Source organism: Aliiroseovarius subalbicans (assembly GCF_022678625.1).
Lineage (GTDB): Bacteria > Pseudomonadota > Alphaproteobacteria > Rhodobacterales > Rhodobacteraceae > Aliiroseovarius_A > Aliiroseovarius_A subalbicans.
Genome location: NZ_JALBYQ010000001.1, coordinates 711829 through 738447 on the forward strand (window position 1 = coordinate 711829; position 26619 = coordinate 738447).

The following is a 26619-nucleotide window of genomic DNA, read 5'->3' on the forward strand; positions in this document are numbered from 1 at the left end:
ACCTGTGACCACCTGTGCCTTTCCCCTCCGGCGTAGGCGTGCATAAATGCGGCCATGAGTGACTCGCATCTTCCCACAGGCGCCTGGCCTGACTTGCAACCCGGTTGGGTCTGGCTGTGTGGCGCCGGTCCCGGTGATCCGGGCCTGTTGACCTTGCATGCACTGAACGGGCTGAAACAGGCCGACGTGATCGTTTATGACGCGTTGGTTCAAAAACCCATCCTGGACTGGGCGCGGCCGGATGCCGAGCTGATCTATGCGGGCAAGCGCGGCGGCAAACCCTCGGCGTTGCAAAAGGACATATCCTTGCACTTGGTCGAGCTGGCCAAGGCCGGACGTCGGGTGCTTCGACTGAAGGGCGGGGACCCCTTCGTGTTCGGGCGCGGTGGGGAAGAGGCGCAGACGCTGGTACAACACGGCGTGCCGATCCGCATTATCCCGGGCATATCGGCGGGCATTGGCGGGCTGGCTTACGCGGGCATCCCGGTCACGCATCGCGACGTGAACCAGGCCGTGACCTTCGTCACCGGCCATGACCAAAGCGGGCAGACGCCCGCCTCGCTGGACTGGGGCGCGATTGCGCGTGGCAGCCAGGTGATCGTGATTTACATGGGCATGAAGCATATCGCGCGGATTTCGGAGGCGTTGCTAGAGGCCGGGCGTGACCCATCCGAACCGGTCGCGGTGGTCGCAAACGCCACTACGCCACGCCAACAGGTGCTGGAAACCACGCTGGGACGCTGCGCGGCGGACATCGCGGCCTCGGATTTCACGCCGCCCGCGATCATCTGCGTTGGACGCGCCGCCCTGCTGCGTCAGGCGCTGGACTGGCAGGCACTGGCCGATGGCGCGGCGCCGCGTGACGTAGACCCGCTGGAGCGCGGTAAACCGGCCGAGGAACGCTGAGCGCCGCTGCCGTTTCCTTAACGCGGTAATTTGTCTCTTTCCAATTCACTTGACCCGCGATACCCAAACGCCATGACAGAGAACGCGATTTCCCCCGAGGCCGACGCCAAAGCCAAACGCAACGTGACCATTCTGGTGCTGGCGCAGGCCATTCTGGGCAGCCAGATGCCGATGATCTTCACCATCGGGGGCCTGGCTGGGCAATCGCTGGCCACGAACGCCTGCTGGGCGACGCTGCCGATTTCGTTGATCGTGATGGGCTCGATGATCTGGGCCACGCCGATGAGTGCGGTGATGCAGAAATTCGGCCGCCGCACCGGGTTCTTTCTTGGCACCACCGGCGGCACGATCGGCGCGGTGATCTGCGCCTATGCGCTGACCCAGTCCAGTTTCCCGCTGTTTCTACTGGGGTCGTTCTTTACCGGGATCTACATGTCGGCGCAGGGGTTTTACCGCTTTGCCGCCGCCGATACGGCGTCCGAGTCGTTTCGGCCCAAGGCGATTTCCTATGTGATGGCGGGCGGGCTGGCGTCGGCCGTGATTGGCCCGCAGCTGGTCAATGCCACCAACGAAGCCACCGTGGTGCCCTTCCTGGGTGCCTATGTGACGGTGATCGCGATCAACGTGGTTGGATCGCTGCTGTTTCTGTTTCTGGATATTCCCACCCCTGAAGCCCCGCATGAGGACGCCCCCAAGGGACGTTCGCGCATGGAACTTCTGCGCGATCCCATCATCGCGGTCGCGATCATCTGTGCGATGGTGTCCTATGCGTTGATGAACCTGGTGATGACCTCGACCCCGCTGGCGGTGGTTGGCTGCGGGTTTGAACAGGACATGGCGGGGAATATTGTGACCGCGCACGTGCTGGCGATGTATATTCCCAGCTTTTTCACCGGCCACCTGATTGCCCGGTTCGGCACCCGAAAGGTCATTGCCACGGGTCTGGCCATCCTGGGTCTGGCCGGGCTGGTCGCGCTTCAGGGTGTGGCGCTGGAAAACTTCTTTGTCGCGCTGGTGCTGTTGGGCGTGGGTTGGAACTTTGGTTTCATCGGCGCCACGACCATGCTGGCCGGCGCCCACAGGGTCGAGGAACGTGGTCGGGTTCAGGGGCTCAACGACATGATCGTGTTCGGCTGCGTCACGCTGGCCTCGCTGGCGTCGGGCGGGTTGATGAACTGCTCTGGCGGATCGGCCCAGGAAGGCTGGAGCGCGGTGAACCTGGCGATGGTGCCGTTCCTGGCCTTGGCGGGCGCCGCGCTGATCTGGCTGATCATGCGCCCGTCGGATGAGGCTTATTAAGCCGCAACGCGGCAGCTATCGCGTATGGCAAAGTTTTTCCCGCGCTATGGTCCCGTGCGTGCCTTACGTCCGCCGCGCCGCCCTTTGGGCAGGTTCATTTCCGTAAGCGCGTCGCGCAGGACTTGAGTCATCGGGTGGTCGGGATGTATCCCACCGTAGTGGTCCAGCAGTGCGCGAATGCGGTCGGGTTGCGGCGTGTCGTGGTCGTCAAACAACGCCCAGTCCAGAAAGATCGAGCGGCATTCGCCGATGTGAATGCCGTCGATGTTATAACTCTCGCGGATCAGCCCGCGCGGATCAAAGCCTTTGATGCTCACCCTGTCACTCCTGTTTCGGGGGCCGCGCCAGCACCGCTTCGATCGCTGCCGTCGCCGCGTCCCCGCGCGCTTTCACCATCTCGATCAGGGCGGGTTCACTGTCCGCCCCGGTTTCACGCAGGATTAGCTCAAGACCACCCTGCCCCACTTTTTGTAGGTCCAATGGTCCGTCTGTCAGCAGCTTCGCCGCCGCCTGCATGCGCCACATCAGATCATGGCTGTCTGTCAGGGCTGTCGCCTCTGCGTCAGTAAACCAACCGATTGCGACACCTTGTGCGATCTGATCGGCCGGGCGGCGCGGGGTTTCAGGCGCGATCAGCGCGGCGGCCTGGGCCACCAGTTCGACGTCCTGGATGTGTCCCGGACCCAGCTTGGCCTCAAGTGCGCCCGCACCGGCGCCTTTCGCTTCGGCGATCCGGCTGCGCATGTCGATGACATCGCCTACCACTTGGGCCGGGTCCCGCGGGCTGGCCAGGATGCCTTTACGGACCTCTTCGAAGGTCTCTCCCACCGCCATATTGCCCGCCACGGGCCGCGCGCGGGTCAGGGCCAGGTGTTCCCAGGTCCAGGCCTCGTCACGCTGATAGGCGGTGAAGCTGTCGACCGAGGTCGCGACCGGGCCCGAGCGTCCCGAGGGGCGCAGACGCATGTCGAGCTCGTAAAGCATGCCTTCTGTCATCTGCGCGGTGATCGCGGTGATGAAGGCCTGGGTCAGGCGCGCGTAATAGGTCCGCGTGGCCAGCGGACGGCGCCCTTCTGACATCTCGACCCCATCAGGGTCATAGATCACGATAACGTCCAGATCGGACGTCGCCGACAGCGATCCGGCCCCCAGTGACCCCATGCCGATCACCACCGCACCCTTGCCGGGCTGGTCGCCGTGTTTGGCGGCGAAATTGTCCACCACGCAGGGCCAGAGCGCGGCCAGAACCGCGCCAGCTAGGTCGGAATACTGCGCCGAGGCTTCGCGTGCGTGGGTCAGCCCACGCAGGAAATGCACGCCGATACGGAAATGCCATTCCTTCATCCAGCGCCGCGCGGTCTCCAGCTGCGCCTCATAATCGCCGGCCTGTTTCAGACGCGCGCTCAGGTCCGCCAGCAGCGCCTTGTCCCCCGGCCAATCCGAGAAAAAACCGCCGCCGATCACCGCATCCATCACCTGAGAATTGCGCCCCAGATAGACAGCAAGCGCGGGCGCGGTGGCGGCAATGTCGACGATCAGGTCGACAAGATGCGGGTTGGCCTCGAACAGCGAAAACAGCTGCACCCCGGCGGGCAGACCCTTGAGAAAAGCGTCGAATTGCAACAACGCATCATGGGGTCGCGCGGCCGCGGCCAACCGGGCCAGAAGGTCGGGTTTCAACCGGTTGAATATCTCACGCGCGCGAGGCGAGCGCATCGCCTGATAGCTGACCCAGCGGGCGATGATCTCTTCTGCGTCCGCGCCCAGGTCCGGCGCGTCCTTTTCTTCCGCATCCGGGGCAAAGAAGCCTTCGATCAACTCGTGCACCTCGGCCAGCGCATCGTGGATGCTGGCGTTCAACACGCCCACATCCGCGTCGCCCATCATGCAGGCCAGGCGCTGGAACTCGTCTTCAGAGGTGGGCAGCTTGTGGGTTTGCTGGTCACGCACCATTTGCACCCGGTGCTCAACCTCGCGGTGGAATCGGTAGTGGCGCGTCAGGGTTTCGGCGACCTCGCCGGGAACCCAATCCTTGTCGGCCAAAGCGGCCAGCCCCGGCACGGTCTGACAGGATCGTAGATCGGGATCGCGCCCACCGGCGATGATCTGACGCGTCTGGGTGAAGAACTCGATCTCACGAATGCCGCCGCGCCCCAATTTCATGTCATGCCCCGGCAGGGTAATGTCACCATGCAGACCTTTGTGTTCGCGGATGCGCAGGCGCATGTCGTGGGCGTCCTGGATGGCGGCAAAATCCAGATGCTTGCGCCAGATGAACGGGCTGAGGCGCTTGAGATAGGCCTCACCGGCCGCGATATCGCCGCCGCAAGGCCGCGCCTTGATGTGCGCAGCCCGTTCCCAGGTGCGGCCCAGGCTTTCGTAATACCGCTCCGCGGCGTCCATCGACACACAAACCGGGGTTACTGCGGGGTCCGGGCGCAGGCGCAGGTCGGTGCGGAACACGTAACCATCTGCCGTCAGCTCAGACAACATCGCCGACATGCGGCGGGTCGCGCGGATGTGGCTGGAGCGTGCTTCGTGAAAATCGTCATTGTCGAATTTGCTGTCGTCAAACAGCATGATCAAGTCGATGTCCGAGCTGTAGTTCAGCTCATGCCCGCCCATCTTGCCCATCGCGAGCGCCACCATGCCACCGGCGGTGGCGATGTCGTCCTCGCCCATTCCCGGCAGCTTGCCGCGCCGAATCTCCTGCCCGACCTGGAATTTCATTGCCGTGTCGGTGGCCAGATCGGCGAAATCCGTGAGCGTGCCGGTGACCTGTTCCAGGCACCAGACCCCGGCCAGATCGGCCAGACCCGCGAACAAGGCAATGCGCCGCTTGGCAACGCGCAGCGAGGTGCGCAGGGCGCTGTCGCTGTCACCACCGACTTGCATCGCTGAGGTGACAGCCGCTTCGGGCGTCCCGGTCAGGGCTTCCCGAAGCCACTCCGGGTCCTTCTCCATCAGCCCCTTCAAGTACGGGCTGCATCCTGCGGTGCCGCGCAGAAGCTCCACCAGTTCTGGCGCGAGATCGCCGAATTGACGGGCAATTTCGTCCCCCGGATCGGTGTCGAAGGCAATGGGTGTGCGGGTGATCTGGGCGGCAAATGTCATGGCGCGAAAATGCGCCTGTGACGGCGGGTCGTCAACAGGCGAAAATGCCGCTTAGACCGGCGCCGGGGCGGCGGTGCTGCTGTCTTGGCTGAAGGTATTCAGCCAGGCACCGTCGCGCTGTTCCCAGATTGACGAGACATACATCCCTTCGCCCTGCCCCGCTCCGATACGGACAAACTGCGCGTGATAGGACAAAAGCACGCGCCCCACACCCAGCGGCACAAACCGCGCTTGTGAAAGAGCGAAGCGGGTCACGGTCGGACCGCCGGACAGCTGCCCCGCATGTTCGGCCCGGTCGGAAAACCCGGTGGCGTAAACACCCAGAAACTCCGGCGCCAAAAGCGCGCTGTCGGCCTTGGCATCGCCGTCCACCAGCGCCTGCCAGACGCGGGTTTCCAGGGCCAGGAAGAACGCCAGATCGGTCATGGGGTCAGCTTGCATGTTCGGCTGTCGACCGTAAAGTGCCGACATGAGCAAATCCTTGAAACGCGTGCGCGCAGCACTGGAGGCCGCAGGCGACCCGGTGAATATCCGCGAAATGGCCGAAGGCACCCGCTCGGCGGCGCAGGCTGCGGCGGCGGTCGGCTGCGCGCTGGATCAGATCGCCAAGTCGATCATCTTTCGCAGCCAAGACAAAGGCCACGCCGTTCTGTTCCTGACCGCAGGCGGCAACCAGGTGGATGTGGAAAAAGCTAGCAAACTGGCGGGCACGGCGCTGGGGCGGGCCGATGCCGCACTGATCCGCGCGCAAACGGGGTTTGCCATTGGCGGCGTCGCGCCGATCGGCCACCTCAACCCCATTCGTGCTTTCATGGACCCGCGATTGATGGCGTTCGACGTGGTCTGGGCCGCCGCTGGCACACCCCGGCATGTCTTTGCGATCACGCCGGACGAGGTGCAGCGGCTGTCCGGCGCCACGCTGGCCGAATTCTGCTAGGCTTGCACCAATTGCGTCAACAGGCGCAGAAACTCGACCTGATCCTTTTTAGACAAGGCCGACAGGAACCCTGCGTTTGAGGCTTTCACGATCTCAAACAGACGCGGCATAAGCGCCTGTCCCTCCCCGGTCAGAACCACAAGATGCGCCCGGCGCGAGGTCTTGTCTGCCTGACGTTCCACCAGCCCGCGCGCCTCAAGCGCATCAAGGACCCGCGTCACGGTATAGTTCTTCAACCGCACCCGCTTGCCGATCTCAGTCTGGTTCACGCCGTCCCCTTCTGCCAGTGTCATCATCACGATGAACTGATCCTGGGTCAGGTCCAGATCCGCCAAATGCCCACGCAGCTGTTCGCCCAGGCGATTTGACAGCACCTGGATCATCCATCCAGCAGACCCGGTGCGGGTTTCATTGGCTTGGGCGGAAAGTGTGGTCGTCTTTGTCATGGCTGCCTGATACCATGCTACATTTGCAGTTGCAACTATTGGTATTTGTGTTATTTGCATTTGCAATAGTATGTATTGCACCAAAGGAGTCACTCCCATGACACGTTATCACCCGCTTCTCGTGGCGCTGCACTGGATCGTCGCCGCCCTGATCATCGGCGCCCTCATCATGGGCGGCACGCAATTGGCCGAAATGCCCAACAGCGACCCTGGCAAGATCGCCGGGCTACGCGCACACATGACCGTCGGAATGGTCATCGGCGGGCTTCTGATCCTCCGCCTGATCACCCGCTTCTCCACCGCCAAGCCGCCCCACGCGGATGCGGGCAACGCGGTTTTGAACCTGGGAGGCCGGGTTGCACATTGGGCGCTCTATGGACTTGCGCTGCTGATGGTTGCCAGCGGCATGGGCATTTCGCTCTCCGCCGGTCTGCCAGATATCGTCTTTGGTGGTGCCGACACGCCCCTGCCCGCTGATTTCAGCGCCTATCCGCCCCGTGCGGCGCATGGCATTGTGTCGAAACTGCTGGCGTTGACCATTCTGGCCCACGTGGCCGGTTGGGCTTATCACCAATTCATCCGCCGCGACGGGCTCATCCGCCGCATGTGGTTCGGCAAGCGTGAGGGATGACATGACCCGCAAGTTTGTCGACTTCATCAATGAAATCGCCGGCATCTTGTATGTCGGCGGGATCCTGTCGCACATTGTCATCGGCGCGGTGATTGGCGCGCCGGATGCAGGCACTGCGGCGACAGTGTATCAATACAAGCTGACCAGCGCCTATATCCTGATCCTACCCGGACTGGGGCTGAAGATCCTGTGTGACCTTCTGCTGTATTTCGTCTGGCAGGAACGGGCGATGTGGATGAAGGTCAAGCTGGTGCTGATCGCGTTCCTCAGCATCAACGCCTTCGTCTTCCTGGTGCCGATGATGCCCGAGCTTCTGGCATTGGCCCAAGCAACCCCGGCGGATGGTCCGGTCAGCGATGCGTTCCATGCGCTGGAAGGCAAAGAGGCTCTGGTGGGCATGTCGAATGCCCTGCCACTGGCGCTGGAGATCATCCTGGGCGCGTTCAAACCCCGGCTTTTTGGCGAACGACGCCGAAAAGACGCCGCACAGGCCTGAAGAGCTCAAACGCCGCGCCCCAAAGCGCGGCGTTTTTTATGACGCTATGACAACCACTTAAGTAAATAATGTAAAAACTTTTCACATTATGGCTTGCAGATCTCTCTCCGCCCCCCATCTGTTCAATGTGAAAGACATTCACATCACAACAGAAACCAAACACCGGAGACCAACATGAGCACCGCAGCCCAAGTCGAAATGACCCCCCAGACCCCTACCGGCTGGTTTTCCCGGGCCGAGGCATGGCTGGACGCCCGCGGCAAAGGCGCGTGGATCGCGACCATGGTCGTCGGCTTCATCCTGTTCTGGCCCGTCGGCCTTGCCCTTCTTGCCTATATGATCTGGAGCAAACGCATGTTTTCGAAATCCTGCCGCCATCACGCCCATCACTCTGACGCCAACGCCCGCATGTCGCGGCGCCACGGCTTCCGCAGCTCGGGCAACACCGCGTTCGACGCCTACAAGGCCGAAACGCTGCAACGCCTGATGGACGAACAAGACCAGTTCGAAGCCTTCCTGGAGCGCCTGCGCGCCGCCAAGGACAAGTCGGAGTTTGACGACTTCATGGAAGACCGCGCAAAGGCCGCGAAAGCTGCCCCGGCCAAGGACGGTGACGCCGAAGACATCGTCGAAGCCTGATCCGCAACCCATCCCGCGCGGCCCCCTTCCCCGGGGGCCGTTGCTTTGGAGGACCTGATGACCCATATGAGCGACATGACTGACCAACGCGCCCTCTGGGGCCTGCCCGACCCGGATATGCAGGCCGAATTCTATGCCGATGTGCCAGCAAAGCGCCTGATCGCCTGGCTGCTGGACACGCTTGTCATCGCGCTGATCACAGCAATCATCGTGCCGTTCACGGCCTTCACCGCGCTGTTCTTCCTTCCACTTCTGTTCCTGGTGGTCGGCTTCATCTACCGCGTGGTCAGCCTGGCCAACCGGTCCGCCACGCCGGGCATGCGTATGGCGGCGATCGAATTTCGCACCCATCGCGGCGAACGGTTCGACCTGTCGATGGCGGTGCTGCACACGCTGGGCTATTCGCTGTCGATGTCCTTCGTGTTCCCGCAGATGATTTCGATCATCCTGATGCTGACCAGTGCGCGGCGCCAGGGTCTGAGCGACATGGTTTTGGGCACCGCCGCCGTTAACCGCAACGCGGGCGGCTGAGCGCGCCCATTTACCCTGAGACCAAGCAGGGCTTGGCGGATGGTCAATGGCTTGTTAACGTCAGGGGGACCAGGACGACATCAACGAGTTTCATGCGCCATACGCTTCCTCTTGCCCCGCAATTCTATGTGACGGCCCCGCAACCCTGCCCGTATCTTGAAGGGCGGATGGAGCGTAAGCTGTTCACGGCCCTTCAGGGCGAACATGCCGCGACGCTGAATGACACCCTGTCGAAACAGGGCTTTCGCCGTTCACAAAACGTGCTTTACCGCCCGTCCTGCGCGGAATGCAACGCCTGCTTGTCGGCGCGCATCCGGGTCGCGGATTTCACCCTGTCGAAAAGCCAGCGCCGCGCGCTGAAGCGTAATGCAGACCTGCGCCGCCGCACCCGGTCCCCCTGGGCGACGGAGGAGCAATACGACCTCTTCCGAACCTATCTGGATGACCGCCACGCCGATGGCGGTATGGCCGACATGGATGTGTTCGAATTTGCCGCGATGATCGAGGAAACACCGATCAAGTCGCGGGTGATCGAGTATTCCACCGGCACGGGCGAAGACGGCGACCTGACTGCCGTGTGCCTGACAGACGTGTTGGATGACGGGCTGTCGATGGTCTATTCCTTTTACGACCCAGCGCGCCGCGCCACCTCGCTTGGCACCTATGTGATCCTGGATCATATCCGGCTCGCTCAAGATGCTGGCCTGCCCTATGTCTATCTGGGCTACTGGGTTCAGGGGTCGCCCAAGATGGACTACAAGGCGCGGTTTTCCGCGTTGGAGATCTATCGCGGCGGGGAATGGCACGACATTGGCGATCCGACCGACCACGCGGTCGAGGCACATCCGCTGTCCACCGACCCGATCGCCGAACAGGTTGCGCGCATCACCCTACCGGATGCGGCAAGCTGAGCGGATCTGCCTGCACGTTCTGCTACGGCACCACATCCACACGCACGCGCACAAGGTCACGATCCAGCCCGGACTGACCGGTGTTGAGCCGGGTGAAATACAGGTGCATTGATGCGCCTGTGGTCTCGAAATTGCGCGATGGGCTGTCTGCGTCGATCAGTGTTGGGTACATATAGACCGGAACGTTCGGATCGCTCACCCGCCAGGGCAAACGGACCTCAAGCAACGGTTTGCGGTGTTCCCAGGTCACAAGGTCATCGGAAAACGCATAGTAGAACCCAAACAGGTTCGGTTCCCGCCTTGGGTCGCTGCTGGTGCCGACCAAAACGAATTTTTTCAAGACCGTGTTCCAGGTAATGCTTTCATACATCTGGGCGATTTCAGGAAGGCTGATGGGGTCACATTGCGCCAGAAAGGTCGAGGCCTCCGTGTCCCGAAAGGGATCAATGAACTGCCCATCAAAACCCAGCACGGACCTGAACCGCCATGCGCGTGGGTCGTCAAGCTGGTCAGTGCGGATCAGACAGACATGCTGCGCCCCATCCGGCGGCACTTGCGCTTTGACATACGCATAATATTGGCCGTCGTGCGCGATGATGTTGCTGGGGCTGAACACCCCGAAAATGCCTGCGTCGGGCTGATACCGATGCGGAATCGAGGCCACCAGATGGTCAGGCGGAGTGATGGGACGGGTGAACGTCGCCCCGCCATCCGTCGATCGGGTGTAGGTGACGCTGTTGTACCAACACTTGAAATAGTCTCGGGATGTGCAGGCCGCCTGCCCCACCGCATTGCCCTGAAATTCGTTGTGCACCAGGGCGTGTACAGTTTTGCCATCCTCGCTATAGACCGCGCCGATCCATTCCTTGAAGGCAAAGCGCGCCGGGTCGGGATCTTGGGTTGAGCGCATGATCACGTCGCATGGCACCGAAAGGCGCGACAGGTCAGGTCCGCTCATCCTACGGGTTTCGGTGTGGCTGATAATCAGGTGCACGACGTCATCTGCATCCCTGAAGGCCCGCACGGGAAGATCAGCAAAATGCCCGGGGCCGCAGCTGTCCTTGGACCAGTCGAACACAGTTTCGACCTCACCCACCACCCGCAGGTGCGGACCATCCCCTTCGGGGGAAACAAGGCGGGGCGGATGCTGGTCAGGATGGGATACTTGCACCGTGACAAGAATTGCTGCCATCGCCAAAAGAAGTTTTTTCAAATCTAAGCCTCCGATTGCGACGATGCTGAGCCCATGGCTTGAAATCAAGCATACCACGGGTCCGGGAGATCCTGACACGGCCAGCTAATTTTGCACTAATTACGTCAAACAGGGTTGCGTTGGGAATAAAGTTACAAATTTCGCCACCCTGCGACATTATATTCACGAAAATCCATGCTGCGGCTGCATTTTCGCGTTGACGCCCCCTGCCCCCAACCATAAGGTCGCCCGCATGTATGAAGGAGCCTTCGGGATGCACAGCATTCTAGTAGTCGTGGACGATTGGCGCATGGGCCGGTAACGGTTTCCCAGAGGATACCCCATGCGCCCCCGATGACCTCGGGGGCTTTTTTGTGAATAAGACGCGTGGAACGGAGAATAAGATGACACGTCAGATGACCGGAGCGAAAATGGTGGTTCAGGCCCTGAAGGATCAGGGTGTGGACACGGTATTCGGATATCCGGGGGGCGCAGTCCTTCCGATCTATGACGAGATTTTCCAGCAAAATGACATTCGTCACATCCTGGTGCGTCACGAACAGGGCGCGGTGCACGCGGCCGAGGGCTATGCCCGGTCGACCGGCAAGCCTGGCGTGGCGCTGGTGACCTCGGGGCCTGGCGCCACCAACGCGGTGACCGGGTTGACCGATGCGTTGCTGGATTCGATACCGATCGTGGTGCTGTCGGGCCAGGTTCCGACCTTCATGATCGGCACCGACGGGTTTCAAGAGGCCGACACGGTCGGCATCACCCGCCCCTGCACCAAACACAACTGGCTGGTGCGAGAGACTGACAAGCTGGCCGATACGATCCACCAGGCGTTTCACGTCTCGACCTCGGGCCGTCCGGGGCCGACGCTGGTCGACATCCCGAAGGATGTGCAATTCGCCAACGGCACCTATGTGCCGCCGACCAAAGCCGCCACTGCGCATTACGCGCCACAGATGAAAGGCGACATGGAGGCGATCACCGACCTGGCCGAGCTGATCGAAACCGCGAAAAAGCCCGTGTTCTATACCGGTGGTGGCGTGATCAACTCCGGCCCCGCCGCCAGCCAACTTCTGCGCGAACTGGTCGAGGCCACCGGCTTTCCGATCACCTCGACCTTGATGGGACTGGGCGCCTACCCGGCGTCGGGCGACAAGTGGATCGGCATGCTGGGCATGCACGGGCTCTATGAGGCCAACATGGCAATGCACGATTGCGATCTGATGATCTGCGTCGGCGCCCGCTTTGATGACCGCATCACCGGACGGCTGGACGCATTCAGCCCCGGATCGACCAAGGTGCATATCGACATCGACCCCTCATCGGTGAACAAGGTGGTGCCCGTCGACCTGCCGATCATCGGCGACGTGGGCCATGTGTTGGAGGACCTCTTGCGCATTTGGAAAACGCGTGGACGCAAGACCGACAAGGCATCGGTGTCGGCCTGGTGGGACGAGATCAAGACATGGCAGGCGCGCGATTGTCTGGCCTATCAGGGGGACGACAAGGTGATCCAGCCGCAATATGCGATGGAACGGCTTGAGGCGCTGACCAAGGACAAGGACCGCTATGTCACCACCGAAGTGGGCCAGCACCAGATGTGGGCGGCGCAATTCCTGGGCTTCGAAGACCCCGGCCGTTGGATGACGTCAGGCGGGCTGGGCACGATGGGCTATGGCCTGCCGGCCAGCGTGGGCGTGCAGATGGCGCATCCCGACAGCCTGGTGGTGAATGTTGCGGGCGATGCGTCGTGGCTGATGAACATGCAGGAAATGGGCACCGCGGTGCAATTCCGCCTGCCGGTGAAACAGTTTATCCTGAACAACGAACGCCTGGGCATGGTGCGCCAGTGGCAGGAGCTTCTGCATGGCGAGCGCTATAGCCATTCCTGGTCGGAAAGCCTGCCGGACTTCGTGAAGCTGGCCGAAGCGTTCGGCTGCAAGGGCCGGGTCGTGTCCGACCCTGCCGAACTGGACGACGCCATTCAGGAAATGCTGGAGTATGACGGTCCGTTCATCCTGGACGTGCTGGTTGAGAAACACGCCAACTGCTTCCCGATGATCCCGTCGGGGGAACCGCACAACAACATGCTGATGGGTGAGGCCGACACGCAAGGCGCGATCGGCTCATCCGGCGCGACGTTGGTATAAGGAGGGTCTGCAAATGTCTGCTTTGAACCTAAAAAAGGGCTCTTCCCGCAAGTCGGCCTATGACCTTCGTGATCCCAATTCCGAAGTGATCGAAACCCACACCATCGCCTGCGTGGTGGACAACGAAGCCGGTGTTCTGGCCCGTGTGATCGGGCTGTTCTCGGGTCGTGGCTACAACATCGACAGCCTGACCGTGGCCGAGATTGACCATTTGGGTCACCGCTCGCGCATCACCATCGTCACCACCGGCACGCCCGCCGTGATCGAACAGATCAAGGCGCAGCTGGGGCGGATCGTGCCGGTGCACGAGGTGCACGACCTGACGGTCGAAGGGCGCACGGTGGAACGGGAACTGGCGCTGTTCAAAGTTGCCGGCACCGGCGACAAGCGGGTGGAAGCGCTGCGCCTGGCGGACATTTTCCGCGCCAATGTAGTCGATTCGACACTGGAAAGCTTCGTGTTCGAAATTACCGGCACGCCGGAGAAAATCGAAGCCTTTGCCGAACTGATGCGCCCCTTGGGTTTGGTCGAAGTCGCTCGCACCGGCGTCGCTGCCCTTTCGCGTGGTGAAAGCTGACGCGTGGCGTGCCGGTTAGCCCGGCGCGCGCATTTCCAACCCGGCAGGTTTCGCCAGCCCTGGTATCTGTTGCGAGAGTAAGGCTCAGGCCACCACGCGCAGTTGGCGGGCTTCAACCTCGCCATGATAGGCAGCCAGAACAGCCTTGGGGTCCGCGTGGGTGCGTCCCGGCTGCACCATCTGAATGACTACAACATAACGCACCTTGTCACGCATCTCAGAGGCGAAGGTGATCTGGTCCCCACATCCCAGCCCGGCCCTGTCCGGCGCCGCAATCTCGGGACCAATGAAGGCCAATGGGCCTTGATCTTCACACCACACCAACCCGACTTTCTTGTCAGGGTTGTACCAAAGAACAATTCCGATCACGCCACGTCTCCATTCTGCTCGTGGGTCGATTTTAGATGGGTTACGCTGCGGCAACAAAAGCTTTTTCAGCGCCGATCCGGTGCCAGTTCGCGTCAAAGCAGGACTAAACTGACGCCATTGCGCGTCAATTCGCGATTTCTCAGGGTATACTCGTGAAAAAACCGAACGTTGCATCGCGACGCATTCTCAACACCTCTGATTGATTCGACTCGGTGCCGCCAGCGTCAGCACAGAAAAAGGGGTGCCCGAAGACACCCCAGTTTCGCTGATAAGGCTCATTTTTACGTACCGCCCGGTATTCTGCCTGCGGCCTTATCCGCGTCAGGGGCGAGCGCACCCGCCCCGTGCGAGAGTGGGAGGGCGCAAAGTCCGCCCCACCCTGTTCGTTTAGCTACACCCGGACGTCCCGCCGCAGGTGTTGCATTTCATGCAGGTGCCGTTGCGCACCAGCGTGTAGTTGCCGCATTCGCCGCAGGGGTCACCTTCGTAGCCCTGCATCTTGGCCTTGGTGCGTGCGTCCAGCCCGTTGCTGCTGACGGTTCCCGTGGAGATCTCGGTTTCCGACACCACCGTCGTGGTCGCCATCATCTCGGCCGTTTCAGGCACCAGCGTCTGTAGCGCGCCAACCGGGTCGGACGCGTCCAGCGCCACTGCGCCCACATCCATGCCGCCCTGCAACACCACCAGTTCCTGCGGCAGTCGCTTGCGCAAGTAGCCGGTCGAGCTGATCTGTTTCAGCACTTCCAGCGACTTCGACGCAGCGGTTTCGGTCATTTCCGAGATGTTCGACACGCCTTCGTCCTGCCCGGCACCCAGATCGTCAAAGGCCGCGCCTTCAGGTTTCACATGGGCCAGGTCGGTGCGGTCCAGATAGCTGACCGCAAGTTCACGGAAGATATAGTCAAGGATCGACGTTGCATTTTTGATGCTGTCGTTGCCTTGAACCATGCCGGCCGGTTCGAACTTGGTGAAGGTGAAGGCGTCGACAAACTCCTCAAGCGGCACGCCATACTGAAGCCCGACGGACACGGCGATGGCGAAGTTGTTCATCATCGCCCGGAAACCCGCGCCTTCCTTGTGCATGTCGATGAAGATCTCGCCCAGTTGGCCACCTTCGTATTCGCCAGTGCGCAGATAGACCTTGTGACCGCCGACGATCGCCTTTTGGGTATAACCCTTACGGCGCTCCGGCAGTTTCTCACGACCGCGCGCAACTTCCTTGATGACCACCTTTTCGATGATCTTCTCGGCCAGGGTCACCGCCTTTTCATGCGGCGTTCCGGTGGCCAGGATCTCTTCGGCTTCCTCGTCGTCTTCGACCAGGGCGGCGGCCAGCGGCTGGCTCAGCTTGGAGCCGTCGCGATACAGCGCGTTCGCCTTGATCCCCATCTGCCAGCTGCGCTCATACGCGGCCTGGCAATCTTCGATTGACGCGTCATTCGGCATGTTGATCGTCTTAGAGATCGCACCGGATATGAAGCTCTGTGCGGCCGCCATCATGTCGATATGGCTGTTGACGGACAGGAACCGCGTGCCCTTCTTGCCGCAGGGATTGGCGCAGTCGAAGATGTGGTAATGTTCTTCGCGCAGGAACGGCGCACCCTCCAACGTCATCGAGCCCAGAACGTGGTCGTTCGCCGCGTCGATGTCCTGACGGGTGAAGCCCAGGTGGCGCAGCAGGTTGAACTCGGGATCGTTCAGCTTGTCAGCCGGAATGCCCAGCACGTTGGTGCAGAATTCTTCCCCCAGGGTCCACTGGTTGAACACGAACCGGATGTCGAAGGCCGAAGGCAGCGCCGCTTCGATCTTGTCGATCTCATTCTGGCCAAAGCCATGGCCGATCAGCGTGGTGTGGTTGATGGCGGGCGCGTTGCCCATGGTGCCATGCCCCACCGCATAGGCGATGACCTCTTCGATCTGGGCGGAGTTGTAGCCCAGTTTCTCAAGCGCGGCCGGGACCGAGCGGTTGATGATCTTGAAATACCCACCACCGGCCAGCTTCTTGAACTTCACCAGGGCAAAGTCCGGCTCGATGCCCGTCGTGTCGCAATCCATCACCAGACCGATCGTGCCGGTGGGGGCGATCACGCTGACCTGCGCGTTGCGGTAGCCATTCTTCTCACCAAGCGCCAAGGCCTCGTCCCAGGCGCCCATGGCCAGATCGACCAGCTTGGGGTCGGGGCAATGGGCATGGTCCAAGGCGACCGGCTTGATGTCCAGCGCGTCATAGCCATCCGTCGCGCCATAGGCAGCGGTGCGGTGGTTGCGAATGACGCGCAGCATGTGGTCTTTGTTGCGCTCGTGGCTCGGGAACGCCCCCAGCTCACCGGCCATTTCGGCCGAAGTCGCATAGGACACACCCGTCATGATCGCGGTCAGGGCACCGGCAAGGGCGCGGCCCTCATCGCTGTCATACCCCAGCCCCATGTTCATCAAGAGCCCGCCGATGTTGGCATAGCCAAGACCCAGGGTGCGGAAGTCATACGACAGCTGCGCGATTTCCTTTGACGGGAACTGCGCCATCATCACGCTGATTTCCAGCGTCACGGTCCACAGACGGGTGGCGTGCATGTAATCTTCGGCCTGGAATTCACCATCCTTCAGAAAGGTCAGCAGGTTCAACGAGGCCAGGTTGCAGGCGGTGTCGTCCAGGAACATGTATTCCGAACACGGGTTCGAGCCGCGGATCTCACCATCTTCCGGGCAGGTGTGCCAGGCGTTGACCGTGTCGTGATACTGGATGCCGGGATCGGCACAGGACCAGGCGGCGTGGCCGATCTGTTCCCACAGGTCGCGCGCTTTGATGGTCTTGGCGACGCTGCCATCGGTGCGGCGGATCAGCTCCCAATCCGCGTCGTCCTTAACGGCCTTCAGGTAAGCATCGGTGACGCGGACCGAGTTGTTCGAGTTCTGGCCCGACACGGTGGCATAGGCCTCGCTATCCCAGTCGGTGTCATAGGTCGGGAATTCGATCGAGGCATAGCCCTGCTTGGCATAATCCAGCACGCGCTTCACGTAAGCCTCGGGGATCGCAACCTTTTTCGCGGCACGAATGGCGCCTTTCAGCGTGTCGTTCACCTTGGGGTCAGTGGCATCCGCTTCGGCGCCATCCCAGGCGCGGATCGCGGCGAAAATCTCGTTCAGATGCGCTTCGTGCATCTTCGACCCGGCCACCAGGCTCGCGACCTTCTGCTCTTCCTTGACCTTCCAGTTGATGTATTCTTCCACATCCGGGTGGTCAGCATCGACGATGACCATCTTGGCCGCGCGGCGCGTGGTGCCGCCCGACTTGATCGCGCCGGCTGCCCGGTCCCCGATTTTAAGGAAGCCCATCAAGCCCGACGATTTGCCGCCGCCCGACAGTTTTTCGTCTGCAGCGCGCAGGGACGAAAAGTTCGTGCCGGTCCCAGAGCCGTATTTGAACAGGCGGGCTTCGCGTACCCACAGGTCCATGATGCCGCCGTCTCCGACCAGATCGTCACCCACGGATTGGATGAAACAGGCATGCGGCTGCGGATGCTCATAGGCCGAGGTTGAACGAGTCAGCTCACCAGTGATGTGGTCGACATAATAATGCCCCTGCCCCGGACCATCGATGCCGTACGCCCAGTGCAGACCGGTGTTGAACCACTGCGGGCTGTTGGGCGCGGCGCGTTGGCTGGCCAGCATGTGGCGCATTTCGTCAAAATAGGCGCGTGCGTCGTCCTCGGAGGTGAAATAGCCACCTTTCCAACCCCAGTAGCACCAGGCGCCTGCCAGACGGTCGAACACCTGCTTGGCGGAGGTTTCACCTCCAAAGCGCTCCTCTTCCGGCAGCGCCTCCAGCGCGGCCTCATCAGGCACCGAGCGCCACAGGAAATCCGGAACGCCGTCTTCCTTAACCGTCTTCAGGGCCGCGGGCACGCCGGCCTTGCGGAAATATTTTTGCGCGATGACGTCCGAGGCAACCTGGCTCCAGCCAGACGGGATTTCGCAATTGTCGAGCTTGAAGACGATCGTGCCGTCGGGGTTGCGGATTTCCGACATGGTCGTCGTGAAATCCAGCTCTGCATATGCGTCCTTGCCTGCCTTGGTAAACTTGCGTTCAATCTTCATTGTGCCCCATCAGTCCTTCGTGCGCTACGGCGGCCACGTCGTTGCGCGGTCCCACCTTCTCAAAAATGTCACGCCGATCTTAAACCTGAGAGGTCAAAAAAGCCCCGCCCCGGAGACACGGCAACCCGTTCCACCGGTGAACTGCACGCCCTGGTGCAGACCTTTGTGCTTTTCTATCCCTCCCGATCCCCTGCCACTATATGTTGTGGCTGCCCGACCGGCCCGCACAAACTGGCGTAGATACCCATAACAGGTCAACGCTTAAATTTGAGATATCCACCGGTTTTTTTCGTTGACCGGACGGGCAGTTTCTGTGCCGCGCGGTTAACCAATTGATTCATCCACAGCCAGGATATCTGATTTTCGCAATGTCCCGGCAGGCTTACGTGCAGCGCCTCAGAAATTGCCTGAACCGCCCTGTGGACAAGTGCTAACGCAAGGGAGGGCAATAACCTTTGACGGGATAATCAATCATGTATTCGCCTCATGCGGGCAAACTATCGAGTCATGAAAAGAAAGTGGTCGGGACGGCAAGATTCGAACTTGCGACCTACGGTACCCAAAACCGTCGCGCTACCAGGCTGCGCTACGCCCCGAACTGCGCCTGAATACGCAAGCAATGGCGCGAAGGAAAGCCCTAATCGGTCGTGTCACAGGCCCAAAGCGCCAAACTTTGATCGAAGGCTGGGTGGCGCAGCTCGCTCCCCACTGAAATTCGCATCGCAGCCGCCAAACCGCCCTTGATCTCCAAAACCGCCAGGATTCCGTCGCCGCCATCAATTGGGGTTAGATCGCCCGGGATCGCATTTTCATGCACATGTGCCACCTCCCCTTCGGGGGTGACGAACAACATGTCGAGCGGGATCAGTGTATTTTTCATCCAGAACGCGGGCTTGCCAGGGGTGTCATAGACAAACAGCATGCCCTGGCTGGCCGCCAGGCTGTCGCGGTGCATCAAACCGCGCGCGCGTTCACGTTCACTGTCCGCCAGTTCCACGGAAAAGCGCGCGCTGCCCCACGCGCCGCGCAGGTCCAGACGGTCAGGGGCACAATCAGCGGCGGTGGCAGGTCCGGCGCCAAGCGCCAGCAGCAAGACCGCCGCGCGGATCATGCGTCGTCGCTGTCGATAATGGCATCCCACGACGTGACAAGAACCGCCATCCGGCCGCGTTGACCGTCGCTGGAGCGCAGGCAGATCGCCTCGCCCGGCTGCAAATCGGCCAGTCCTGAGCGGCGCAGCACTTCGACGTGGATGAACACATCTTCCGGGTTGCCAAACACGTTGGCGAATCCAAAACCCTTGGCTTTGTCGAACCATTTCACGCGCGCCGGTTCCATTGGCCCGGCATCGCTCAGATCAACCGGCACCATTTCGGCATCGTCAGCGGCATCAACCGCGCCCTCGGGCGGATCTATCGCCAGCACCTCGGTGGCCTGCATACCGCGTTCGGTTTCTTGAACTTCGATCTCGATCCCGGCACCATCGGCGACCGAGCTCTGCCCGAAATTGCGCAGCACATTTGCATGCAAAAGAATATCCGGCCCGCCGCTTTCTGCGACCACGAATCCGAATCCCTTTGTCGGGTCAAACCATTTGACTTGACCGCGCAGAACCATGCTTGCCTGCGAGCTTTCTTCCTGTGTCATTCAAACACCCCAGTGTTCGCATCCCCAACCGCGTTTGTGTGCCAGAACACTGGTCTGTGCAAGGAGAAAACGCCTATCCTTTTCGGCAGGTTACCACTCACGCAACGTGAAATTCACGGGTTCAGCCGGTCGATGCGCCACTCTCCATCGGTCGAATCGCGGTGCCAGCGAAAGCGATCATGCAGCCGAAAAGCGCCGTCGGCCCAGAACTCGATTTCGACCGGGCGAATGCGATATCCACCCCAAAACGGTGGGCGATTGGGGTTGGGGCCGTGCTCGGCAGTGACCTGCGCCACCTTCGCCATCAACGCACCGCGTGATGACAAGGGCGTGCTTTGATGCGAGGCCCAAGCACCCAAGCGACTTTTCAACGAACGCGAGGCAAAATACTCATCTGCCGCCGCCCCCTCTTCTCGGGAAACAGTGCCGCGAACCCGGATTTGTCGCCGCAGGCTTTTCCAATGCATCACGAAGGCGGCCTTGCCGGCCTGTTCGATCTCCTGCGCTTTGGCCGACCCATAGTTGGTGTAGAACACGAAGGCATCGTCCTCGATGTCCTTCAACAGCACCATGCGCGCGTTTGGAAGCCCATCTGAATCCACCGTCGAAAGCGCCATCGCATTTGCGTCGTTGACCTCGGCCGCCTCGGCCTCGGCCAGCCACACACGGGCCAACTCGAACGGATCGTGCCCCGCGAATTTTCCAGATCTCTCGGACATCGCGCCCTCCTTCCCAACAGGTGCAATCACGCCGCCCAGGCGCCTTGTCAGACTTGAAGGCAGGGCGGCAATCGCCTAAACGGGTCTAACGCACAACCAGGGGACGGGGAACAGCGAATGTCGAACGGATTGATGACAGGCAAGCGAGGTCTGATCATGGGCCTGGCGAATGACAAGTCGATCGCCTGGGGCATTGCCCAGGCTTGCGCCGATGCGGGCGCGGAACTTGCGTTTTCCTATCAGGGTGAAGCGCTGAAAAAGCGGGTCGGTCCGCTGGCCGCGCAGCTGGGCAGCAACATCGTCCTGCCCTGTGACGTCGCCGATGATGCTTCGGTAGACGCGCTGTTTGCTGAGCTTGAGAAAACCTGGGGCAAGCTGGATTTCATCGTCCACGCCATCGGCTTTTCCGACAAGAGCGAGCTGCGCGGGCGATATGTCGACACCAGCGCCGAAAATTTCCGCATGACGATGGATATCTCTGTCTATTCCTTCACCTCGATCGCACGCCGCGCGGCGGCGATGATGCCTGATGGCGGATCGATGCTGACCCTGACTTATTACGGCGCCGAGCAGGTCATGCCGCATTACAACGTGATGGGCGTGGCCAAGGCAGCCCTTGAGGCGTCCGTACGTTATCTGGCCGAGGATCTGGGCAAGGACGGCATTCGCGTGAACTCGATTTCCGCCGGACCGATCAAGACCCTGGCCGCCTCGGGCATTGGTGATTTCCGCTATATCCTGAAGTGGAACGAGCTGAATTCGCCACTGCGCCGCAACGTGACAATCGGCGACGTGGGCAAATCCGCATTGTACCTGCTGTCGGACCTGGGATCCGGCGTGACCGGCGAAACCCACCATGTCGACGCAGGCTATCACGTGGTCGGCATGAAGGCGGTGGACGCCCCCGACATTGATGTTGTGACCGGAAGGAAAGATTGATGAGCGACCACCAGCTTCCCCATGAAAAAGGCTTTCACGTCAGCTGGGATCAGCTGCACCGGGACGCGCGGGCCCTGGCTTGGCGGCTTGATGGCAAAGGCCCGGACAATGGCGCCTGGCGCTCGATTGTGGCGATCACTCGGGGCGGTATGGCCCCTGCGATGATCATTGCGCGGGAGCTGGACATCCGCGTGGTCGATACGGTCAGCATTAAAAGCTATGACCACCAGGCCCAGAGCGAGGCAAACGTGCTGAAAGCACCGGACCCCGAGCTTGTTGGTGACGGCACCGGGGTTCTGATCATCGACGATCTGGTGGACAGCGGTCGCACGCTGGAAAAGGTGCGCGAGCTGATGCCAAAGGCGCATTTCGCCACTGTTTATGCCAAGCCCAAGGGCGAACCGATGACGGACACCTTCGTCACAGGGGTGAGCCAGGACACCTGGATCTTCTTCCCCTGGGACATGGCGTTGCAATATGTCGAGCCATATCGCGGCACAGATTAAGACCCCGCCGCAAGGCACTGAAAAGAAAAGGCCCTGTCAGATCGACAGGGCCTTTTCTTTATTCTGCAGCCTCGGGATTTTCCGGGGCGACGCTGGCGGCGTCATCGGGTTTTGCCTTGGGTTTGCGCGACCGGCTGGCGCGTTTTTTCGGCGCGTTTTCCGGGGTCTCGACCAGGCCGGTGTCGACGGGGCTTTCCACCATGTCCGGTTGCGGCGCAGCCGCCTGATCCGTTTCGCGCCGTTCAGCGTTGCGTGCCTCGCGGGCCTCGCGGGCTTCGCGCTCGCGTTCCTGCCGCTGGCGGTTCTGCTCGTCGGCAGCGGCGCGGCGCGCGTCTGCGTCACGCTGCGCCTCGCCCTGCAGGCGGGTATAATGTTCGGCGTGTTGCTGAAAATTCTCGGCCGCGACGCGGTCATTCGACAATTGCGCATCGCGCGCCAGCTGACTGTATTTGTCGATGATCTGCTGCGGGGTGCCACGCACCTTGCCCTCGGGGCCAGAGCTGTCGAACACCCGGTTGAGGTTGTTTCCGGGGTTGTTGTTGCTGCGGTTGCGGTTGGACTTCCCGCGCGAACGTGATCTCGAAGATTTCATAAGGACTTGCTTTCGGCCTTCGTGGCTCTGACCGGACCCGGCGCATCTGCGCGGAAATGGTCCGACATTTTGGGCATATCGGCGACGGGGGTTTGAGAACACAAGCCCGTTGCCTGTGTCTGAGTAACCATGCCCACGCCGCCAAGACAAGTGGGATTTGCAATTTTTCCCATAAATGGCGCGGTTTCGGCGGATTTCCTGCGGTTTTTCCTGCGTTTCGGCGGGTTTGCACCAGTCTGACGTGAATTTCTTTACGGGGCGTTACCGACCACGACCCGGTCCCGTCCATCCAGATCAGGCAGGATGCGGGTGTTTTCAAAGCCCGCGGCGGTGAACAGCGCGGCGACCGCATCGCCTTGATCCGGGCCGATTTCAACCATCAAGCGCCCGCCCGGCACCAGATGCGCCTGCGCGCCTGCGCTGATGATGCGATAAGCGTCCAGCCCGTCGCCCCCGGGCGTCAGCGCCATCGTGGGTTCCCAGTCGCGCACCTCGGGCGCCAGCCCAGCCATGTCGCCCTCCGCAATATAGGGCGGGTTTGACACGATCAGGTCAAAGGGCCCACCTTCGACCGCGTCGAACCAACTCCCTTCGCGCAGCACAGCGGGGCCGTCCAACCTGAGCGCGGTGCGGTTCTGCTTCGCGACTTCTAACGCCTTGGGTGACAGGTCGGTGCCCAACCCCCAGGCTCCCGGCATTTCCTTCAACAAGGTCAAGAGGATGCAGCCCGACCCGGTGCCCAGATCCAACACAGTGTCAAAAGGTTCGGCCAGCGCGGCCTCGATCAGGATTTCGGTATCCGGGCGGGGATCCAGCACTGCGGGAGTGACGATGAAGCGGCGGCCGTAAAAGTCGCGGTAGCCGACGATCTGTGCCACCGGCTGGCGGGTAAGCCGCGCTTGGATGTGCTCGCGAAAGCGCGCTTCCTCGCCGGGGCCAAGCGCGTCATGCAGATGCAGGGTCAGCCGGCCGGGGTCAATCCCCATTGCCATCGCCAGCAAACGGCGCGCGTCGCGGGCTGGGTCGTCGACCCCTGCCCCGCGCAGATCGCGAACCGCCTGCGCCAGCGCCTCGGATCCGGTCATCCCTCCATGTCCGCCAGCTGCGCCGCCTGATCTTCCGAGGTCAGCGCGTCTATGATCTCGTCAAGATCGCCCTGCATCACCTGATCCAGCTTATAAAGCGTGAGACCAATGCGGTGATCCGTCATGCGGCCCTGGGGAAAATTGTAGGTGCGAATGCGTTCCGAGCGATCGCCCGAGCCCACCTGGCTTTTCCGATCCGCCGCGCGTTCGTCGTCAACCCGCTGGCGTTCCAGGTCGAACAGGCGGGTTTTCAGCACCTGCATTGCAATCTCACGGTTGCGGTGCTGCGATTTCTCGCTGGAAACGACAATGATTCCGGTCGGAATGTGGGTGATGCGCACGGCGGAATCCGTCGTGTTCACGTGCTGGCCACCAGCGCCTGAGGCGCGCATTGTATCGATGCGGATATCCTGCGCGTCGATCTGGATATCGACGTCTTCAGCTTCGGGCAGCACCGCAACGGTCGCCGCCGACGTGTGAATGCGCCCGCCCGATTCCGTTTCCGGCACCCGCTGGACCCGGTGCACGCCGCTTTCGTATTTTAACCGCGCAAAGACTCCGTCGCCCTTCACATGGGCGGTCACATCCTTGATGCCGCCCAGCTCGGTCAGTGTCTGTTCCATGATCTCGAATTTCCAGCCACGCGCTTCGGCGTATCGTTGATACATGCGCAACAGGTCTGCCGCGAACAGCGCGGCCTCATCCCCTCCGGTTCCGGGGCGGATTTCAATCATCGCGGGGCGCGCGTCGGCGGCGTCTTTCGGCAACAGCGCCAGCCGCATCGCCTGTTCGACCACGGGCAGGCGGTCACGCAGGCCCGGCAGTTCTTCCTCCGCCAGCTCCTTCATCTCGGGGTCGGCCAGCAGCGCCTCGGCCTCCTCCAGATCGGACAAAAGCTGACGAAAGCTTGCGATTTCTTCGACCACCGGCTTCAGCTCGGCATATTCGCGCCCTACGGCCGCAATTTCATCGCCAGACAGCCCTTCGGCCATCCGGGCCTCAAGAAATTGAAAACGCTGGGTGATCGCGTCAAGTTTATCCATCGGAACCATGACCCCGTGTCCCCCATCGTCGGGAATTGGTCAAGGGGCGGGTTTGGTGGTATAATGTGCCCATGTGGAGAATAGCATTGATAGCGGCCCTCCTCGCAGGGCCAACATGGGCTGATGTGACCGCGCCGGATGGGCGCGTGATCGACTGTTATTGCACGGATACTCAAGGTGATCGGGTCGAATTGGGAGAGGTCATCTGCCTTTTCGTGAACGATCGCGCGTTTCTGGCGCGCTGTGAGATGAGCCTGACCAACCCGATGTGGCGCGACACCGGCGAAGGCTGCGTGTCATCGTCCTTGGTCGACCGCCTCAAGGCGTTGCAGCCAGTCATCCAACCGGGCTGAATTCACGCCCGTGTCTGAGCTGCCAAAGCGCAGCCGCGCGTAAAGCGCGATCTGCCCCTCCGTTAGCTGCATCGTAGTGTAATCTGGAAAACCCCAGAGTTTCGAGCGCGTGATCAAGGTCAGGTGTCCGGTTGTGGCGCTGCCCGCCAGGATCTGCGTGCGTGGTGTGGCCTGCGCGATCTCAGCCAGATGGCGGAAGGTATCGGCATCGCCCGCGATCACCTCGATTCGCCCTCCCTCAAACCGTGCAGGGGCCAGCGGAACGTCACCATGCCAGCGCGCGGGGTCACTGGGCGCCAGGCGCACCCCGAGCGCGAAGAGAACAACAAGAAGGACGGGCAGCAACAACAGGTAAGTCATTGCCTTTCCATAGGGTCGGGCGCGCGTCGTGACCATCGTTCCGCTGCGTCAGCGTCGGGTCCAGCACCACAGGCACAGGATTTCCATCGCCACATGGGCACCCGCAATCGCGGTGGCCCCGGTGGTGTCAAACGGCGGTGAAACCTCGACAATATCGCCGCCAACCAGGTTGATCCCCGCCAGATCGCGCAAGATGATCGATGCCTGCGCCGAGGTTAGCCCGCCCCAGACCGGGGTGCCAGTGCCGGGCGCAAAGGCCGGGTCCAGCCCGTCGATGTCGAAGGTCAGATAGGTCTTGTTGTCGCCCAGGATCGACTTGATCTTTTTTGCGGTTTCAACCGGACCACGTTCATGCACCTCACGCGCGTCAATGATATTCACGCCCAGCGTGTCGTCATTGTGGGTGCGAATGCCGACCTGAACCGAGGTTGCCGGGTCAATCAGCCCTTCTTTCACCGCCTTGTAGAACATCGTGCCGTGATCGACGCGGGTCATGTCATCATCAGGCCAGGTGTCGGTGTGGGCATCAAACTGAAGCAGGCTGAGCGGCCCGTGCTTCTTCACATACGCGCGCAGGATCGGGAAGGTGATATAGTGATCGCCGCCCAGGGTCAGTGTCGCGGCCCCCTGATCCAGAATGCCCGTGAAATGCGCCTCAAGCGCTGCCGGGAACTGGTCGATATGGGCATAGTCAAAGGCCAGATCGCCGTAGTCTGCGATGGCAAATTCAGACAGCGGATCAAAGCCCCAGCCATAGGGCGCATCGGGCGATTGCAGCGCCGAGGCTTCGCGGATCGCGCGCGGTCCCAGCCGGGTACCGGGGCGGTTGGTCACCGCCTGATCGAACGGAATACCGGTCACAGCCAGGTCGACGCCGGTCAGGTCCTTGGTCAGGGTGCGGCGCAGGAACGAGGTCACGCCACCGAAGGTGTTTTCAAACGACAGACCCTTGAAGCCATCGCGCGTGAACGCCGTGTCCACCTCTTTGCTTGCGTCTTCCAGTCCCATCGCTCGGCCTCTCTGTTATTTGGTCCGTCCTTGATCTCAGAATTTGATCAAATTCGCAAGGGGCG

General features: G+C 61.5%; 28 protein-coding genes and 1 tRNA gene. 13 read left to right on the forward strand and 16 right to left on the reverse strand.

What is annotated here, in order from left to right; genetic code table 11:
• Positions 1-54: 54 nt before the first annotated feature.
• Both cobA and MN188_RS03515 read left to right on the forward strand, forming a co-directional pair.
• Entirely contained in the window at positions 55-906 is an 852-nt protein-coding gene (gene cobA, locus MN188_RS03510; protein ID WP_242106217.1) for a uroporphyrinogen-III C-methyltransferase, read from the forward strand.
• A 72-nt stretch (positions 907-978) separates the two neighbouring features.
• Entirely contained in the window at positions 979-2205 is a 1227-nt protein-coding gene (locus MN188_RS03515) for an MFS transporter (RefSeq protein ID WP_242106218.1), read from the forward strand.
• 44 nt (positions 2206-2249) lie between these two features.
• Here the strand turns inward: MN188_RS03515 and MN188_RS03520 are convergent, their stop codons facing one another.
• The 3 genes from MN188_RS03520 to MN188_RS03530 are packed head-to-tail and all read right to left on the reverse strand — an operon-like array spanning position 2250 to position 5790.
• A complete protein-coding gene (locus tag MN188_RS03520) occupies positions 2250-2522 on the reverse strand; it encodes a hypothetical protein (RefSeq protein ID WP_242106219.1) in 273 nt (90 codons plus the stop codon).
• Between the two features lie 4 nt (positions 2523-2526).
• Complete coding sequence (locus tag MN188_RS03525) at positions 2527-5319, reverse strand: [protein-PII] uridylyltransferase family protein (RefSeq protein WP_242106220.1); 2793 nt, start codon at positions 5317-5319, stop codon at positions 2527-2529.
• A 51-nt stretch (positions 5320-5370) separates the two neighbouring features.
• Positions 5371-5790: a nuclear transport factor 2 family protein gene (locus tag MN188_RS03530; RefSeq protein ID WP_242106221.1), complete on the reverse strand. Its 420-nt coding sequence runs from the start codon at positions 5788-5790 to the stop codon at positions 5371-5373.
• Here MN188_RS03530 and MN188_RS03535 point away from each other — a divergent pair.
• Positions 5789-6256, forward strand: coding sequence for a YbaK/EbsC family protein (locus MN188_RS03535; protein ID WP_242106222.1), 468 nt, complete (start codon positions 5789-5791; stop codon positions 6254-6256). The two genes, MN188_RS03530 and MN188_RS03535, sit on opposite strands and share 2 nt — an antisense overlap.
• Here MN188_RS03535 and MN188_RS03540 read toward each other — a convergent pair.
• Positions 6253-6702, reverse strand: coding sequence for a MarR family winged helix-turn-helix transcriptional regulator (locus MN188_RS03540; protein ID WP_242106223.1), 450 nt, complete (start codon positions 6700-6702; stop codon positions 6253-6255). The genes MN188_RS03535 and MN188_RS03540 overlap by 4 nt on opposite strands.
• Positions 6703-6799: 97 nt before the next feature.
• On the opposite strand from MN188_RS03540, the gene MN188_RS03545 reads away from it, so the two are divergent.
• The 5 genes from MN188_RS03545 to MN188_RS03565 all read left to right on the forward strand — a co-directional run bounded on the left by MN188_RS03545 (position 6800) and on the right by MN188_RS03565 (position 9910).
• A complete protein-coding gene (locus MN188_RS03545; protein ID WP_242106224.1) occupies positions 6800-7333 on the forward strand; it encodes a cytochrome b in 534 nt (177 codons plus the stop codon).
• Position 7334: 1 nt separating this feature from the next.
• Complete coding sequence (locus MN188_RS03550) at positions 7335-7829, forward strand: enoyl-CoA hydratase (RefSeq protein ID WP_242106225.1); 495 nt, start codon at positions 7335-7337, stop codon at positions 7827-7829.
• 174 nt (positions 7830-8003) lie between these two features.
• Complete coding sequence (locus tag MN188_RS03555; RefSeq protein ID WP_242106226.1) at positions 8004-8468, forward strand: DUF2852 domain-containing protein; 465 nt, start codon at positions 8004-8006, stop codon at positions 8466-8468.
• 66 nt (positions 8469-8534) lie between these two features.
• Positions 8535-8999 (forward strand): RDD family protein, encoded by a 465-nt coding sequence (locus MN188_RS03560; protein WP_420838968.1) that lies wholly within the window; start codon positions 8535-8537, stop codon positions 8997-8999.
• A 92-nt stretch (positions 9000-9091) separates the two neighbouring features.
• A complete protein-coding gene (locus tag MN188_RS03565; RefSeq protein WP_242106228.1) occupies positions 9092-9910 on the forward strand; it encodes an arginyltransferase in 819 nt (272 codons plus the stop codon).
• Between the two features lie 22 nt (positions 9911-9932).
• On the opposite strand, the gene MN188_RS03570 is transcribed toward MN188_RS03565, so the two are convergent.
• Positions 9933-11102 (reverse strand): hypothetical protein, encoded by a 1170-nt coding sequence (locus MN188_RS03570; protein WP_242106229.1) that lies wholly within the window; start codon positions 11100-11102, stop codon positions 9933-9935.
• A gap of 404 nt (positions 11103-11506) precedes the next feature.
• Between MN188_RS03570 and MN188_RS03575 the strand changes: the two genes are divergently transcribed.
• Positions 11507-13261 carry an acetolactate synthase 3 large subunit gene (locus MN188_RS03575; RefSeq protein WP_242106230.1) on the forward strand — a complete coding sequence of 585 codons (1755 nt, stop codon included), beginning with the start codon at positions 11507-11509 and terminating at the stop codon, positions 13259-13261.
• A 13-nt stretch (positions 13262-13274) separates the two neighbouring features.
• Positions 13275-13838, forward strand: a complete 564-nt coding sequence (gene ilvN / locus MN188_RS03580) for an acetolactate synthase small subunit (RefSeq protein ID WP_242106231.1) — start codon at positions 13275-13277, stop codon at positions 13836-13838.
• An 84-nt stretch (positions 13839-13922) separates the two neighbouring features.
• Here the strand turns inward: ilvN and MN188_RS03585 are convergent, their stop codons facing one another.
• From MN188_RS03585 to pdxH, 6 genes are all read right to left on the reverse strand, one after another.
• Positions 13923-14207, reverse strand: coding sequence for a hypothetical protein (locus MN188_RS03585; RefSeq protein WP_242106232.1), 285 nt, complete (start codon positions 14205-14207; stop codon positions 13923-13925).
• A 387-nt stretch (positions 14208-14594) separates the two neighbouring features.
• A complete protein-coding gene (locus MN188_RS03590) occupies positions 14595-18302 on the reverse strand; it encodes a vitamin B12-dependent ribonucleotide reductase (RefSeq protein WP_242106233.1) in 3708 nt (1235 codons plus the stop codon).
• 519 nt (positions 18303-18821) lie between these two features.
• A tRNA-Pro gene (locus MN188_RS03595) sits at positions 18822-18898 on the reverse strand.
• 41 nt (positions 18899-18939) lie between these two features.
• Positions 18940-19413 (reverse strand): DUF192 domain-containing protein, encoded by a 474-nt coding sequence (locus MN188_RS03600; RefSeq protein ID WP_242106234.1) that lies wholly within the window; start codon positions 19411-19413, stop codon positions 18940-18942.
• The gene (locus MN188_RS03605) at positions 19410-19949 is read right to left on the reverse strand and encodes a cold-shock protein (RefSeq protein ID WP_242106235.1); all 540 of its coding nucleotides are present in this window, start codon (positions 19947-19949) and stop codon (positions 19410-19412) included. Before MN188_RS03605 ends, MN188_RS03600 begins: the two co-directional genes overlap by 4 nt.
• A gap of 113 nt (positions 19950-20062) precedes the next feature.
• A complete protein-coding gene (gene pdxH, locus MN188_RS03610; protein ID WP_242106236.1) occupies positions 20063-20668 on the reverse strand; it encodes a pyridoxamine 5'-phosphate oxidase in 606 nt (201 codons plus the stop codon).
• 117 nt (positions 20669-20785) lie between these two features.
• Here pdxH and fabI point away from each other — a divergent pair, with 117 nt between their 5' ends.
• Both fabI and gpt read left to right on the forward strand, forming a co-directional pair.
• Positions 20786-21607 carry an enoyl-ACP reductase FabI gene (gene fabI, locus MN188_RS03615; RefSeq protein WP_242106237.1) on the forward strand — a complete coding sequence of 274 codons (822 nt, stop codon included), beginning with the start codon at positions 20786-20788 and terminating at the stop codon, positions 21605-21607.
• Complete coding sequence (gpt, locus tag MN188_RS03620; RefSeq protein WP_242106238.1) at positions 21607-22113, forward strand: xanthine phosphoribosyltransferase; 507 nt, start codon at positions 21607-21609, stop codon at positions 22111-22113. The genes fabI and gpt overlap by 1 nt, the downstream gene beginning before the upstream one ends.
• A gap of 58 nt (positions 22114-22171) precedes the next feature.
• On the opposite strand, the gene MN188_RS03625 is transcribed toward gpt, so the two are convergent.
• The 3 genes from MN188_RS03625 to prfA form a co-directional block, all read right to left on the reverse strand.
• Positions 22172-22705 carry a DUF4167 domain-containing protein gene (locus tag MN188_RS03625; protein ID WP_242106239.1) on the reverse strand — a complete coding sequence of 178 codons (534 nt, stop codon included), beginning with the start codon at positions 22703-22705 and terminating at the stop codon, positions 22172-22174.
• A gap of 251 nt (positions 22706-22956) precedes the next feature.
• Positions 22957-23790: a peptide chain release factor N(5)-glutamine methyltransferase gene (prmC, locus tag MN188_RS03630; RefSeq protein ID WP_242106240.1), complete on the reverse strand. Its 834-nt coding sequence runs from the start codon at positions 23788-23790 to the stop codon at positions 22957-22959.
• Positions 23787-24842: a peptide chain release factor 1 gene (prfA, locus tag MN188_RS03635; RefSeq protein ID WP_242106241.1), complete on the reverse strand. Its 1056-nt coding sequence runs from the start codon at positions 24840-24842 to the stop codon at positions 23787-23789. The genes prmC and prfA overlap by 4 nt, the downstream gene beginning before the upstream one ends.
• A gap of 116 nt (positions 24843-24958) precedes the next feature.
• Here prfA and MN188_RS03640 point away from each other — a divergent pair, with 116 nt between their 5' ends.
• On the forward strand, positions 24959-25186 hold the full coding sequence (locus MN188_RS03640; RefSeq protein WP_338023231.1) for a hypothetical protein: 228 nt from the start codon (positions 24959-24961) through the stop codon (positions 25184-25186).
• Here the strand turns inward: MN188_RS03640 and MN188_RS03645 are convergent.
• Positions 25130-25546, reverse strand: a complete 417-nt coding sequence (locus tag MN188_RS03645; protein ID WP_242106242.1) for a DUF1499 domain-containing protein — start codon at positions 25544-25546, stop codon at positions 25130-25132. The genes MN188_RS03640 and MN188_RS03645 overlap by 57 nt on opposite strands.
• A gap of 48 nt (positions 25547-25594) precedes the next feature.
• Positions 25595-26554: an agmatinase gene (gene speB, locus MN188_RS03650; protein ID WP_242106243.1), complete on the reverse strand. Its 960-nt coding sequence runs from the start codon at positions 26552-26554 to the stop codon at positions 25595-25597.
• Positions 26555-26619 lie beyond the last annotated feature (65 nt).

Bases quoted from the DNA above. Each gene is read 5' to 3' on its own strand.
- cobA (WP_242106217.1), top strand. From the start codon at position 55: ATGAGTGACTCGCATCTTCCCACAGGCGCCTGGCCTGACTTGCAACCC.
- MN188_RS03515 (WP_242106218.1), top strand. From the start codon at position 979: ATGACAGAGAACGCGATTTCCCCCGAGGCCGACGCCAAAGCCAAACGC.
- MN188_RS03525 (WP_242106220.1), bottom strand. From the start codon at position 5,319: ATGACATTTGCCGCCCAGATCACCCGCACACCCATTGCCTTCGACACC.
- MN188_RS03535 (WP_242106222.1), top strand. From the start codon at position 5,789: ATGAGCAAATCCTTGAAACGCGTGCGCGCAGCACTGGAGGCCGCAGGC.
- MN188_RS03530 (WP_242106221.1), bottom strand. From the start codon at position 5,790: ATGTCGGCACTTTACGGTCGACAGCCGAACATGCAAGCTGACCCCATG.
- MN188_RS03540 (WP_242106223.1), bottom strand. From the start codon at position 6,702: ATGACAAAGACGACCACACTTTCCGCCCAAGCCAATGAAACCCGCACC.
- MN188_RS03545 (WP_242106224.1), top strand. From the start codon at position 6,800: ATGACACGTTATCACCCGCTTCTCGTGGCGCTGCACTGGATCGTCGCC.
- MN188_RS03550 (WP_242106225.1), top strand. From the start codon at position 7,335: ATGACCCGCAAGTTTGTCGACTTCATCAATGAAATCGCCGGCATCTTG.
- MN188_RS03555 (WP_242106226.1), top strand. From the start codon at position 8,004: ATGAGCACCGCAGCCCAAGTCGAAATGACCCCCCAGACCCCTACCGGC.
- MN188_RS03560 (WP_420838968.1), top strand. From the start codon at position 8,535: ATGAGCGACATGACTGACCAACGCGCCCTCTGGGGCCTGCCCGACCCG.
- MN188_RS03565 (WP_242106228.1), top strand. From the start codon at position 9,092: ATGCGCCATACGCTTCCTCTTGCCCCGCAATTCTATGTGACGGCCCCG.
- MN188_RS03570 (WP_242106229.1), bottom strand. From the start codon at position 11,102: ATGGCAGCAATTCTTGTCACGGTGCAAGTATCCCATCCTGACCAGCAT.
- MN188_RS03575 (WP_242106230.1), top strand. From the start codon at position 11,507: ATGACACGTCAGATGACCGGAGCGAAAATGGTGGTTCAGGCCCTGAAG.
- ilvN (WP_242106231.1), top strand. From the start codon at position 13,275: ATGTCTGCTTTGAACCTAAAAAAGGGCTCTTCCCGCAAGTCGGCCTAT.
- MN188_RS03590 (WP_242106233.1), bottom strand. From the start codon at position 18,302: ATGAAGATTGAACGCAAGTTTACCAAGGCAGGCAAGGACGCATATGCA.
- MN188_RS03600 (WP_242106234.1), bottom strand. From the start codon at position 19,413: ATGATCCGCGCGGCGGTCTTGCTGCTGGCGCTTGGCGCCGGACCTGCC.
- MN188_RS03605 (WP_242106235.1), bottom strand. From the start codon at position 19,949: ATGACACAGGAAGAAAGCTCGCAGGCAAGCATGGTTCTGCGCGGTCAA.
- pdxH (WP_242106236.1), bottom strand. From the start codon at position 20,668: ATGTCCGAGAGATCTGGAAAATTCGCGGGGCACGATCCGTTCGAGTTG.
- fabI (WP_242106237.1), top strand. From the start codon at position 20,786: ATGTCGAACGGATTGATGACAGGCAAGCGAGGTCTGATCATGGGCCTG.
- gpt (WP_242106238.1), top strand. From the start codon at position 21,607: ATGAGCGACCACCAGCTTCCCCATGAAAAAGGCTTTCACGTCAGCTGG.
- MN188_RS03625 (WP_242106239.1), bottom strand. From the start codon at position 22,705: ATGAAATCTTCGAGATCACGTTCGCGCGGGAAGTCCAACCGCAACCGC.
- prmC (WP_242106240.1), bottom strand. From the start codon at position 23,790: ATGACCGGATCCGAGGCGCTGGCGCAGGCGGTTCGCGATCTGCGCGGG.
- prfA (WP_242106241.1), bottom strand. From the start codon at position 24,842: ATGGTTCCGATGGATAAACTTGACGCGATCACCCAGCGTTTTCAATTT.
- MN188_RS03645 (WP_242106242.1), bottom strand. From the start codon at position 25,546: ATGACTTACCTGTTGTTGCTGCCCGTCCTTCTTGTTGTTCTCTTCGCG.
- speB (WP_242106243.1), bottom strand. From the start codon at position 26,554: ATGGGACTGGAAGACGCAAGCAAAGAGGTGGACACGGCGTTCACGCGC.